General features: G+C 30.1%; 12 protein-coding genes. 7 read left to right on the top strand and 5 right to left on the bottom strand.

Translation table 11 applies throughout. The features are described 5' to 3' along the window. Nucleotides 1-8 precede the first annotated feature (8 nt). The 4 genes from J2127_RS06550 (at nucleotide 9) to fwdC (ending at nucleotide 3950) form a co-directional block, all read left to right on the top strand. Entirely contained in the window at nucleotides 9-254 is a 246-nt protein-coding gene (locus J2127_RS06550) for a 4Fe-4S binding protein (protein ID WP_013180263.1), read from the top strand. 268 nt (nucleotides 255-522) lie between these two features. Then, on the top strand, nucleotides 523-909 hold the full coding sequence (gene fwdD / locus J2127_RS06545) for a tungsten-dependent formylmethanofuran dehydrogenase subunit FwdD (RefSeq protein ID WP_209732764.1): 387 nt from the start codon (nucleotides 523-525) through the stop codon (nucleotides 907-909). A 273-nt stretch (nucleotides 910-1182) separates the two neighbouring features. Further along, nucleotides 1183-2886, top strand: a complete 1704-nt coding sequence (gene fwdA, locus J2127_RS06540) for a tungsten-dependent formylmethanofuran dehydrogenase subunit FwdA (protein ID WP_209732763.1) — start codon at nucleotides 1183-1185, stop codon at nucleotides 2884-2886. Between the two features lie 236 nt (nucleotides 2887-3122). Next, nucleotides 3123-3950, top strand: a complete 828-nt coding sequence (gene fwdC, locus J2127_RS06535; RefSeq protein ID WP_209732762.1) for a tungsten-dependent formylmethanofuran dehydrogenase subunit FwdC — start codon at nucleotides 3123-3125, stop codon at nucleotides 3948-3950. A 113-nt stretch (nucleotides 3951-4063) separates the two neighbouring features. On the opposite strand, the gene J2127_RS06530 is transcribed toward fwdC, so the two are convergent. Continuing rightward, the gene (locus J2127_RS06530) at nucleotides 4064-4738 is read right to left on the bottom strand and encodes an ABC transporter ATP-binding protein (protein ID WP_209732796.1); all 675 of its coding nucleotides are present in this window, start codon (nucleotides 4736-4738) and stop codon (nucleotides 4064-4066) included. A 351-nt stretch (nucleotides 4739-5089) separates the two neighbouring features. Continuing rightward, entirely contained in the window at nucleotides 5090-6277 is a 1188-nt protein-coding gene (locus tag J2127_RS06525; protein ID WP_209732761.1) for an ABC transporter permease, read from the bottom strand. A gap of 283 nt (nucleotides 6278-6560) precedes the next feature. Between J2127_RS06525 and J2127_RS06520 the strand changes: the two genes are divergently transcribed. Continuing rightward, entirely contained in the window at nucleotides 6561-7880 is a 1320-nt protein-coding gene (locus J2127_RS06520; protein ID WP_209732760.1) for a COG1361 S-layer family protein, read from the top strand. Nucleotides 7881-8024: 144 nt separating this feature from the next. Here J2127_RS06520 and J2127_RS06515 read toward each other — a convergent pair whose 3' ends face one another. Then, on the bottom strand, nucleotides 8025-8642 hold the full coding sequence (locus J2127_RS06515; protein ID WP_209732759.1) for a hypothetical protein: 618 nt from the start codon (nucleotides 8640-8642) through the stop codon (nucleotides 8025-8027). Between the two features lie 370 nt (nucleotides 8643-9012). Here J2127_RS06515 and larB point away from each other — a divergent pair, with 370 nt between their 5' ends. Both larB and J2127_RS06505 read left to right on the top strand, forming a co-directional pair. Next, nucleotides 9013-9885 (top strand): nickel pincer cofactor biosynthesis protein LarB, encoded by an 873-nt coding sequence (larB, locus tag J2127_RS06510; RefSeq protein WP_209732758.1) that lies wholly within the window; start codon nucleotides 9013-9015, stop codon nucleotides 9883-9885. Nucleotides 9886-10027: 142 nt separating this feature from the next. Next, nucleotides 10028-11095 (top strand): DUF123 domain-containing protein, encoded by a 1068-nt coding sequence (locus J2127_RS06505; RefSeq protein WP_432442929.1) that lies wholly within the window; start codon nucleotides 10028-10030, stop codon nucleotides 11093-11095. 108 nt (nucleotides 11096-11203) lie between these two features. Here J2127_RS06505 and J2127_RS06500 read toward each other — a convergent pair whose 3' ends face one another. Next, nucleotides 11204-11935, bottom strand: coding sequence for a YqhA family protein (locus J2127_RS06500; RefSeq protein WP_245326494.1), 732 nt, complete (start codon nucleotides 11933-11935; stop codon nucleotides 11204-11206). Nucleotides 11936-11943: 8 nt separating this feature from the next. After that, nucleotides 11944-13125 carry a TM1812 family CRISPR-associated protein gene (locus tag J2127_RS06495; protein WP_209732756.1) on the bottom strand — a complete coding sequence of 394 codons (1182 nt, stop codon included), beginning with the start codon at nucleotides 13123-13125 and terminating at the stop codon, nucleotides 11944-11946. Nucleotides 13126-13299: the final 174 nt, after the last annotated feature.

The raw sequence follows: 13299 nt of genomic DNA, 5'->3' as shown, positions 1-13299 counted from the left end.
GTGATTAAATGTACAGTCTTAAAGTGTACCCTGAAAGATGCCACGGTTGCGGAAACTGTGTTGTAGCTTGCCCTGTAAACGCACAAGACGCTGATGTATTCGGTGGCAAAGGTCCAAGTAGTGACGAAAAATTGATAATGAGAATTGAAAATGGGGTAGTAACCGTTTTAAAACCTGAGTTATGCGGTGGTTGCGGTGCTTGTATTGAAGCTTGCCCCGTTGATGCAATAGAACTTGAAATTATCAAAAAATAAGTAATTCAGATAATTACTTAAAATAAATAATTAAAATAAATCGAATGAATAATTAAAATAAATAAAATAAAAATTTAATTTTTGAAGTATAGCGGTGTAATTCATAAATTAATTATTATCCTATTTCATAATCCTTTAAAATGTCAAAAAAGAAATATAATCAACTAAAATTTTATTAATTAAGATTTAAGCTTAAAATACTCATAAGATACTAATCATAAAATAATTTGGTTAATAAGTAACGGTTATTAGCCGAATAGGTGATGATATGAAATTCATGCTAAATACGGGTAGAACCATATGGCAAGGTGAAGCCATAGAAGCAGGCAAAAATTTAGAACTTTATAAAAATGCTGCGGCAGTTTGTTACATGAACGGTAGCGATATGCTAAAATTGGGCGTTAGAGATGGTGACAATATCGAAGTTACCTCAGAATACGGTGACGTCGTAGTAAGTGTAATGACAACCAAAGAAGAAGCCCCTGCAGGAATGATATTTATACCAATGGGGCCATGGGCAAACAGGATTGTACTCCCAGATACGGAAAGTACTGCTATGCCATCATTCAAAGGACCTATTGCAGTAGATGTTGAAAAAACCGATAAAAAAGTTTTAATGATGACCGAATTAATGAGACAAGCATACATCGAATAAATTTTGATAATTATTTAATAGTTATTTAATAGTTATTTAATAGTTATTTGATAAATTAGTATGGTAAACCCCATTAGTTTCATTAAAAAGTTTTATAAAAATTAACATATCATTAATTGATCATAAAAATCAAACAATTCAAAAAAATATCAACTAAATGACCTTAAATTATTAATTACATCCATAATCAAAATATTCAAAATATTCAAAATATTAAGAAATACAATAAATACAATAAATTTGAATATTATAAAAATATTCAAGGGTGATTTCATGGAATACATTATTAAAAATGGTACCGTATACGACCCTACAAATAAAGTAGATGGCGAAAAAATGGATATCTGCGTTAAAGATGGTAGAATTGTGGAAAAAGTTTCCAACAATGCTACTGTACTTGATGCAAGTAATAAAATCGTAATGCCTGGTGGTGTCGACTCACACAGTCACATTGCAGGAGCTAAGGTAAATACGGGTAGGACATTAAGACCTGAAGACAGTAAAAAAGACGTATGGCAAAAAGAAGGCTTAAGAAAAGGTTCCGGATTCTCAGTACCTTCAACTTACAAAACAGGCTACCAATACTCCGGTATGGGTTACACAACAGTTATTGAAGCAGCTATGCCACCTTTAATTGCAAGACACACCCACGAAGAGTTTGTAGACTTACCTCAAATTGATAAAGCAGCTATGCCCTTATTCGGTAACAACTGGATGGTTTTAGAATACTTAAAAAACGGCGATTTAAACATGTGTGCTGCTTATGTAGCTTGGCTTTTAAAAGCTACAAGAGGATTTGCAATTAAAATCGTTAACCCTGGAGGAACTGAAGCTTGGGGTTGGGGTAAAAACGTTCACGGTTTAGATGACGAAATCCCTTACTTTGGAATCACACCAAGAGACGTTGTAAGAGGTTTGGCACAAGTAAACGAGATGTTAGGTCTTCCTCACTCAATCCACGTGCACCCTAATAACTTAGGTCACCCTGGAAACTGGGAAACTACACTCGATACAATGGACTGTGTAAAAGATATCAAAGCAAAACCTAAACATGGTAAAAGAGATACCGTTTACTACAATACACACGTACAATTCCACTCTTACGGCGGTACAAGCTGGAAAGACTGTGTAAGTAAAGGTGTAGAAGTAGCTGAATACGTAAATAAGCACGACCACTTAATGGTCGATATCGGTCAAATTACACTCGACGAAACAACCACAATGACTGCAGACGGGCCAATGGAATACGATTTACACATGACCAATGGTTTAAAATGGGCAAACTGTGACGTTGAGCTCGAAACCGGTTCCGGGGTAGTTCCTTTCATCTACTCACCAAAAGGACCTGTTTACTCATTACAATGGGCTATCGGTTTAGATTTATTCTTACATGCTAATTCCGATAAAGTTATTTTAACAACTGACCACCCTAACGCAGGACCATTCATCAGATACCCAAGAGTTATCGCTTGGTTAATCAGTGAACAATACAGAAAAGACTGGATTGAAAATAGAGTTCACAAATGGGCAGCTCAAAAAAGCCACATAACCGATACAGATAGAGAGTACACCATGTACGAAATAGCTAAAATTACAAGAGCTAACACTTCAAAAGTACTCGGTTTAAGTGACGATAGAGGACACTTAGGTTTAGGTGCAAGAGCAGACTTAGCAATCTATGACATTGATCCAGAAGAGAAAAACGGTAAAAAGATTGAAAAAGCGTTCCTTGAAGCAAATTACGTATTTAAAGACGGTGACATAGTGGTTAAAGACGGAAACGTTGTTAAGGAAGTATTCGGTAATACAATCTACGTAGATGCTAAAATAAACGAAGAATTAGAAGCTGAATTGATGAAAGATTTAGAGCCAAGATTTAAGAAATACTACTCAGTTAACATCGAAAACTACCCAGTTCAAGAAGCTTACGCTAACCAATGGGAACCTATAAACATCGATGCTACAGAAATCAAATAAAATAATTGAAATTGAAATTAAAAATTATTAGAAATTTCTAATTTAATTTTTTTAATAATATAAAATAAATAACTAAAAATTAATGATTAAAGCTTAAAAATTAAAAATTAAAAATCAACTAAATAACTCAAATAATAATTGTAATATTACAATACCAATAATGCGATTATTAATATTCAAAATATATTAAAAATATATTCAAATTATTAAATAATCACCAAATAACGGGTGAGATAATGAAAGAAATTGTATTTACGGTTAAAAAAGATATTGACGTACCTGTAGAATTAGACAGTTTATTACCTGTTAAACTCCAGGAAATGAGTGCTGAAGAAATCAAAAAGATTGAATTACCTCAAGGAAATAAAAAAATTTCCGTAGAAGAATTATTTAATCTAAATATCGAGGAAAATGACGCTATAATCACTCCAAAAGTTACAATCAATGGTTCTTCAATGAAATTAAAGAGAATCGGCGAAAAAATGGAAGGCGGAGAAATCGTTGTAAACGGTGACGCTGGAATGTATGTGGGAGCTGAAATGAAAAGCGGTAAAGTTACTGTAAACGGTAATGCAGAATGTTGGGTTGCTCAAAACTTGAAAGGTGGAGAGGTTATAATCAACGGTGATGCAAAAGATTACGTAGGTTCAGCTTACAGGGGAGATTGGAGAGGAATGAGTGGCGGTAAAATTACCATCAACGGAAATGTAGGAACCGAAATCGGTGAATACATGAAAAAAGGTTTAATCATAGTAAATGGAAATTGTAAAATCATGCCAGGTGTTCACCAAAACGGTGGAATTATTATGATTAACGGAGAAGTTGAAGGAAGAGCAGGCGGGGAAATGTTAAAAGGAGCTATTGTAATAAATGGCCCTTTAAAATCCAAATTGCCATCTTTTGAATACGAAGGAATTGTTGAAGACCCAGTTATTAAATTAACTAAAAAAGACGAAGGAACACCAGTAAAAGGTACATACTACAAATACATCGGTGATTTCGTAAACAACAAACCTAAAGGACAGCTCTACTTATCTGTAGAACACAATGACCTTACATGTTAAAAAACTAAAAATTTAAATTAAAATAAATTATATTTTTTATTTTATATTCTAGCATATATTTTTTATTTTTATTTTTTTATCTTTTTATTATAATTAGCATATTTTTTATTTTTTTAATCGTCTCTCTGTAATAATTGTTCTATTCGTCCATCTTTCATTCTAATAACTTTTGTGGCATATTTTAAAAGCGTACTGTCGTGTGTAACCATAATAATAGTTATACCTTGGTCGTGTAACTCTTTTATAAGCTTCATAACTTGTTTACCACTTACACTATCTAAATTACCCGTAGGTTCATCGGCAAATAATATTTTTGGTTTATTAGATAACGCCCTAGCTATCGCAACTCTTTGTTGTTGTCCGCCGGATAATTGAGACGGCCTATTATGTTCTTTTCCTTTTAAACCTACTAAATTTAATAGTTTCATAGCTCTTTGCGTTCTTGGTTCCGTTTCCAAATTATCCAAGACCATCGGTAACTCGACATTCTGTAAAGCTGTCAAAGTGTTTATTAAATGGAACTGTTGAAATATGAAACCGCCTATTTTACGTCTAAATACGGCTCTTTCACTCTCTGTCATATTCAGAGTTAATTTACCGCTAATAGACAATTTCCCCGAAGAAGGCGTATCTAATAATCCCAATATGTTCATTAGAGTTGTTTTACCACACCCACTAGGTCCTAATATCATTACAAACTCTTTTTCATATATCTTAAGATTAACATCCTCCAGAACTTTTGTTTTAACGTCTGTACCAAATATTCTGCAGATTTTTTTGGCATCAATAAAAACTTTTTTCCCTTCATCATCTTTTTCAGTAGCAGGATGGAAGCCTTCATAGGGGTTGTATGAAACATCTAATATTTTTTTGCAATATTCTCTTTCAGTATATAATTCGCCATCGTGCTTATTATTGTCAAAGTTATTTTTTAAACTCTGCTCTTCATTAGTTTCTTTTGCTAGCGTATCGCTTTCCATAATCCCACTTTAAAATACTTTAAAATTTTATACTCTAATTACATTTATCGCATATATTATTTTGAATTTAATACATTTAATATGTTTTGATTGAAAATAAAAAAAATAAAAAAATAGCGAATTTAATTATATATTATTTAAAATATATATTTTAAATTCTTAATCTCCACGCAATGTTTGAATAGGGTCTAATTTGGCACCACTTCTTGATGGGAAGTAACCACTTAGTACACCTACAATGAATGAGAATGCAAGAACGCTAAGTATTAATTCGGGAGTTATCCAGGCTTTTATATATCCATAACCCGCACCTGACGCAATATACTCTGCAACCTTAGCAATAATAATTCCCAATATCGTACCAGCTATTCCCCCCACCAATCCAAGGAAACCAGCTTCTACAACGAATATTTTTAATATTGTGCTGTTTTCGGCGCCTATGGCTTTTAATATACCTATATCTTTTCTACGTTCTAATATACTCATGTGCATGGTGTTAGAAATACCCACTGCACCTACAATTAAAGATATGCTCGCTACACCAACTAAAAACATTGTAAAGACTCCAAAAATGTTAGAAACTTGTTCGGCAATATTTTGAGCCGTATAGACTTGAAAATCATCCTCATTTCTCTCATCTTCAAGATCTTCCCTCATATCTTCAGCTATTCGTTCTACCTCATCAACATCTTTCACATAAGCTATTATATATTGATATTTGTCAGAATCAAATAATTCGCTTGATTCCCGAGGTATTACGAGGGTTTTAGCTTCTCCAGGGTCACCTACTTCTTCTAATATCCCAACTACTTTGTATTTTTTGTCGGATATTATCAATTTGTCCCCTACCTTAACATCCCTCTCGTAAGTGTCATGTGCTACTCCATTTCCTATGATACAGACAGATTTGTCACCATCTTTTAACCATCTGCCACTTTCTAAATTATACTTTAGGGCTTCGGAATATATTCTTGTATATTGAGAGGGGTCAACACCATTAACGGTTAAAAATTGTTCCTCTCCTTTCTTAAATTCCACATTCGCCCCTTTCAGCGAGCCGTACATCACCGACTCTACGCCCCGAACTTTTTCTACAACTCTTACGTCATTTTTGTCAAATTCAACAACTGTACCAGTTGCTCCGAGACCTTTAGAATAAACGGATACTATATTAGCTCCTACACTCGTAATACTATCTTGTATGTAGCTTTGAACACCATATCCGAGAGATATTAAACTAACAATTGCCATTATCCCGATAACAATACCAATAATCGTTAAAAGGCTCTGGGTTTTCTTTTGAATCATGTTACGCCCAGAGAAATAAATAACATCTTTCAATTTCATAAAGCCACCAAGCTATACTGTATAAATATCACTATTAAATTATAATATTAATTCTAATATTAATTCTAATATTGAATTAAGGTATTTTAAATCGACATATATAATTATGAAGCATGTATCTTATATAATTTTCATAAGGAATAAAATTGTAATATTAATATATGATGTTACATAAATTAATAGTGTATAGAAAATTTAGGTTAATAAACTAATTGTTTAAAAATAAAATAATGTAAAATAGAATTATAAATTTAAAGTTTCAAAAATTTAATTGAGTGAAAGTATGTTAAAAACAAACATAAAATTTCAAAAAATCAAAGAAAAATCAAAGAATAAATCAAAGAATTATTCATATTTAAATTTATTATTTGTATTACTCTCATTAATGATTTTATTGCTGTCTGTAAATTCAACCAGTGCTTTACAGGTAGATAACCCTCAATACACTGTAGATACCAATACATTCAATACTTCAAATCCTAAAATCATACACCCCGGGGATGATGTAGATATATGGATTAAAATAACAAATGACAATACCGACAAAGAATTAAAAAACATAGAGATCGAGTTAACACCTAAGTACCCTTTTGAAACTAAACAAGTAAATTCAGTAATTGGAAAAGCTACTTTATCTCATTTAAATGAAGGAGAGTCTGATGTGGTACATTTTAAAGTACACGTGGATGAAAATGCACCTTCGGGGGAATATCCAATAATTTTAAATGCAAAAGCAATTAGATATGACGATGATTACGAATCAACCCAGGAAATGGGTAAAACATACTATTTACCAATTTATGGGTTAGCAAAGTTTGAAATGGACTTATACGGTGAAAGTCAAATAGAACCGTCCGAAACTAAATCAATATCTCTAAATATACATAATAAAGGTACTGGAAACGCAAAATATCTTTCGATTTCATTTGCAGGTTCTGAAAACGTGAATATTGTAGGACCTACAACGCATTACGTTGGACTTTTGAGAGCATCTAGTTCCGATAATATAAAAATTAGTGCAAATTCCGTGCCTGAAGCAAATCCTGGTGTTTATCCGATAGATGCAACTTTAACCTGGATAGGCGAAGATGGGGTAAGTTACTCTGCAAAAATGCCTATAAATCTTGAAGTAAAAGATGTAATTTATGATAATCAACCTTACGTTTACTTAGAGGAAATTAAATCAATTACGCCAGGGTATGAATTGTCTTTTGCATTAGCAAATCGAGGTTCAGCAGATTTAAGCTATTGTGTAATGAAATTGACAAGTCCAAATTTATCCGATGAATATATAGCTTACATTGGGGATTTAGAAGGCGATGATTCCGACAGCGGTATCTTTGAAATAGGGTCCTTTAATTCAGGAGCCGGTGGAAAATTACCTGTAAACCTTGAAGTTACATATTTCGATAGCTATCACAAAGAATACACTATAAACAAGGAATTCACTGTGGACATACCTGCCAAAACCTCTGAAGATTCAAATACTATGATTTTCGGAGTAATAATCGGGTTACTAATATTGATTGTAGCTTACTACCTCTATAAAAAAAGACAAAAAAAGAAATTAGCTGAACAGCTTGAAAAAGAAAATGAAGAATAAATAAATAAATAAATAAATAAATTTATTTTTTTAATATTATTTTTTTAACATTATTTTAGTTTATTTTTATTTTAGTTTATTATTTTAATAAATAATATTATAATTTATTTTAAAAAAATAGAAAATAATTTATTATTTTATTTTTTAGAAGTTAATATATTCTACAACTTCTTCATTGTAATTATAGTAGGTGCCCTTAGAGTCGTTTATTTTGGACACTTCTTCTTCACTAGTTGAAACACTGTTTTCATCACTAGCATAAGGGCTTTTGCTAGTTGATAAGCCCGTATTATCATTTTCATTATCTACAGTATTGTAGTTGTAGTTTGAATTAGTGTCATAAGTGTTATAATTAGTTGTACTATCCGTATTATCATTATTGGTATCCACGTTAGAATCTAAGTAACTATTATCTATAGATTTAACATCTTTACCTTCTTTAACGGCATTGCTAACTTCTAACATCTTATCCATCTGAGCATCAATACTCTTTAATTCATCATCAACCGTATTAAGAATATCGCCAGATTTAGCAACTGTATCCGTAACATTTGCTATTGCACTAGTCATATTCTCAGTATTAGACATCTCGCCTGCTGAATCCATGGTTTTTTTGGATAACTCGTAGGTTTTATTGGCTATATCTATGTATTTGTTGGCTTCGGTTGTAGTATTGTTTATTTTATCTTTAACATCATTGTACTTATCGCTATAGGACCATTCTCCAAATATTTTGGCTCCAAAAGCAACAATAACTAACAAAATTATTAACGGTATAGTTAATTTAAAATACTTTTTTAACATAATTACCACATAGTATATTATTATCATTATTCATATGATTATTATTGAAATATTTTCATGCCTTAATAATGAATATCAAATGTTTACTTTATAAAATAAAAATTAAAATTAAAATTAAAATTTATAGCAAGCATTTTTATAGTAATTATATTGTGGTTTAAACTATTTATAATTAGTTAAATTATTTCAAAATGAAAAATAGGGATAATTATAGTGATAATCCAAAAAGACAAGCTAAAAATAAGATAAAAGTACTAATAAGACATGATAAAATCAAAATTATATAAATATTAATTATTAGTTATTCAATTTTCAATATGGGGATATTATGGATTTGGAATTCAAAAATATTTTACAAAAATACAAAGATGGTAAAATAACGGAAAAAGAGGTTGAAAAACTTTTAAAACTGTCCTATATTGAGGATATTTTAGATGGGACAGATGGTCTAAGGATAACTAATTTAGACACAAATAGGAAGTATAGAACCGGGGTTCCCGAAGTAATCTATGCAGAAGGTAAGGATATCGAAGATACAATTACTTTTCTTGTAAAAATGTATTTAAAAAATAATTATGCTTTTGCAACCAGATTAAAAAAAGAAGATGTTAAGAATCCGGAAAATTTGGATAAAATAAAAGAAATGATAGAAAATGAATTATCCCTGCACTACGAGCATAAAGATGAGCTTGAAAACTGCGAAATTATAATAAATAAACGTGCAAGGTATATTTACTTAATACGCAAAGATTACGCTGAAAAAATGCAGAATATACCAAAAATGGGAAAAGTAGGTATATTAGCAGGTGGTACTTCGGACATACCAGTAGCGGAAGAAGCAAAAATCACCGTAGAGTTGATGAATTGTGAAGTAATTCAAATGTATGACGTAGGTGTTGCAGGTATACATAGACTTTTAAAGCCATTAAAACTAATGATTGAAAAAGAAGTAGACTGCATAATAGCTATTGCAGGTATGGAGGGAGCTTTACCCTCTGTAGTATCTTCATTGGTGGATGTGCCAGTTATTGCAGTACCTACCTCTGTAGGTTATGGTATGAAGTATACGCCCCTTTTAACAATGTTGCATTCTTGTAGTCCAGGTATTGCAGTTGTTAATTTGGATAATGGGTTTGGAGCCGGTAGTTTCGCAGGTTTAATTTGTTTAAATTCGTACAAAAAACGAAATGATGAATTTTAAAGATATATAAACATATTAAAATTAATTAGAAAGTAATTTTATTTGGGATATGATGGAAAAAACATCTGAAGATTATACTAAAGAATGTAATAAAGAATGTAATAAAGAATATAATAAAAAATACAAATATGATAAAAATTTTATCACTTTTTTAAATTTTTTAAAAGAAAATACCAAAAAAGAAGCAGTCGTTAATAGATTACTTCATGATAAGGAAGATTTAAATCAAAAGGCATTTAAAATATTGTTATCAACGGTAATCAGTGCAAGAACTAAGGATGATACGACTGCAAAAGTTTCAAAAAAACTATTCGATAGAATTAAAACGCCTGAAGATTTAATCAACATCGATATAAACGAACTAGAAGAAATAGTACATCCTGCAGGATTTTACAAGACAAAGGCAAAGAATTTAAAAAAGTTAGCTAATCAGTTAAAAGATGATTACAATAATAAAGTCCCAAATGATGTCGAAGAGCTAACCAATTTGGCAGGCGTGGGTAGAAAAACCGCCAATTTAGTTGTAAGTTTAGCATTTGATAATTACGCAATTTGTGTGGATACTCATGTGCATAGAATTTGTAATCGGTGGAATTATATAAGTACGGATTTTCCAGAGGAAACAGAGCAAGAGCTTAGATTAAAGCTACCAAAAGAGCATTGGAAATCAATAAATAATAGCTTAGTTATTTACGGTCAAGATATTTGTAGCCCAACACCAAAGTGTAACGCCTGCTACGACGAAATTAAGGCAATATGCCCTCATTATTCTAAATTAGCAACATTAAAAGATAGTTTAGATACATTAAACTTTAAAAAAGTATCTAAAACAAAAATACCAAAAGAAAAAGGTACTTACGTTTTAAAAATTAATTTAAAATACCCTAAAAAAATAAAAATTGGTAAAAAAGGCAAAGAAATTAAATTTAGAAAAGGAGATTATTACTATATTGGTTCGGCAATGGGAAATTCTTTAAATTTATATAATAGAGTCAATAGACACCTTGCAGATGCTAAAGATAAGAATAATCATTGGCATATCGATTATTTGCTAGAATTTGGCAATATAAAAGAAATTTACGTCGTAGAAAGTCCTGAAGAATGTAATTTTGCAAAAGAGATGTTTAAAAATAAAAATATAGAATATATTGAAGATTTTGGCTGTTCTGATTGTAATTGTAAGAGTCATTTGTTTTATATTCGAGATTAATTTTATTTTATTTACTATTTTTATTTATTAAATTTTTATTCTATTATTTTTTATTAGTTTAATTTTTAGTTTATTTTATTTTATCTTTTTTTCAAATTTTTTTACTTTTTACTTATGAATATAATATGCGCTTATTGATAGTACTAATATGGCAATGGCCATTAAAAATACGTCGAAAGTTGTAAGTATATCCATTACGAGCACTTTTTGGAATAAGCTGACAATTAAAACCATTATTATAACTTTTAATATCTTACTTTTTAGCTCTTCCAAACTATATACTTCTAAAATATTCTTAGCTTTACCATCTTCCCATGCAATATCTATTTTTGAGACAAAAAGCTCATAAATACCAAAACTAAATATTAGCAAAACCAAACCGATTAAATAAAGGTCAATTGAACCTATAATGCCACTTAATAATCCATTATGTAGTTCATCAATAGTTATGACATTATCTGACATTACTTCTATCATTATATGAATTACTTCGTAAGAACCTGCTAAAAATAATGATACTGCACTAATAGTTCCAAAAACAACTGCTAAAATGACGATATATCGGGAACTCCAAAGTAAAGATTCGAAATTCCTTTCGATATAACTCTGTTCACTTGGTCTTTTAATACCTAACCTTTCCCTCATTTTTCGGTCATGCTCGTCTTCTTCCACCATATGGGTGAATAATTCTTTTACTTCCTCGTTAACTGCCATATGCCGTACATCTTCTTTTTCAATTTCTCTTTCATCTTCTTTTATTTCTTTAAAGTATTTATTGCTCTTAAAATACTCCTCTTTTAAATCTTTATTTTCCATACCTGTCCTAAACAATCTAACCATAAAATCCCCTATTCATTTCGTTGAATTTTATAAATGTAATTAAGCAACTGAATATAATGTCCTTCTAAATTAACTTTAAATTTCTCTGAATTTTGTATATGGTTTATTTTATATCCTGCGTGATTTATATCATTTCGCAAATCTGAAACATTCTTATAAATAGTGCAGATTTCCGAGTCAATTAACTTCGAAATTTCCTTAACATCTAATTTATAAACCGAATCGCCTTTAATAAACTCATAAACTTCAGTATCTCTATTATTTTCCAAATTATGTTCAATTATAAACTTATAAATTAAAGCATCTTCAACAGCTTCCCTAACATTTGAATTTTTTAAATCTTCAATTGTAAAATTTTCAATGTCCAATTGATAAATAACAATATTTATGATATTTTCTCGCAATAATGTGTATCCCTGCTGGGTTAAATTGTTATCAATACACCATTTAACGGCATTTAACCCATTATATAAATTTTCACTGCTAAAATCTTCTATTTTATTCAATATCATATCTAAAAGTGGTTTCATAGGTGGCATAGGGCTTCCATTCTTAACTTCTTCGATATAATACTTTAATTTATCGTATTGGAACGTATCAATCTCATATCCTCGTGAACTTTGAACATATTCCGTAAATCTCTCAATGTTATTTCCAAAACTACGTAAATAGGCACCGTATCTATTTTCACCTTGCGATGCTTTAGATATTAAATTACCTCTTTTTTCAGCCAATTCATGTATTTCTTTTGAATCACCATTATGAACGAATTTATCGATAGCTTTTGTCCAGGAAAGTATTATATCAAGACTAGTTATATCAAACACTGGTTTTAAATCCGATTTATTATCCAAATAGCTAATACATCCAATTTTTATGTCTTTAACAACTTTTAAATAGCTTAATATTGTAATGGTTAAAATTGGAATTAAATAATCTTTGTTTGATAATTTTAGATACACTGTTTCTTCATTATCAATTAATTCATATAATTTATTGAATAATTCCCATATTTCGTTATCCATATCATAATTAGTAGGTCTAAATTTAATTATTTTTAAATTATTTTCATCAAAATTGTCTAATTCATAATTTAATAAATTACATGTATTATCTACGTTATCGGTTTTTAAATCTTTTTTATCGTAGATATATAGCGCATATTCTTCAACAGAGATTATTTTGGACATTTTTTCACGAGTTTTTTCATTGATTTTAATTTGTTAGATATAATTTCAGTTATTCACATTATTATCTAAATATGTTTACGATTATTTTTAAATATGTTGTTTTATTTTGAGAAAATTACCTGATAAAATAATGAAAAGAAAAATAATAACAATAATAATAATAAAATAATAATA

It is taken from the genome of Methanococcus voltae (assembly GCF_017875395.1).
Classification (GTDB): Archaea; AGJL01; Methanococci; order Methanococcales; family Methanococcaceae; genus Methanococcus; species Methanococcus voltae_C.
Note: the sequence above shows the minus strand (reverse complement) of the source record. Positions and strands in the feature narration are given on the sequence as shown.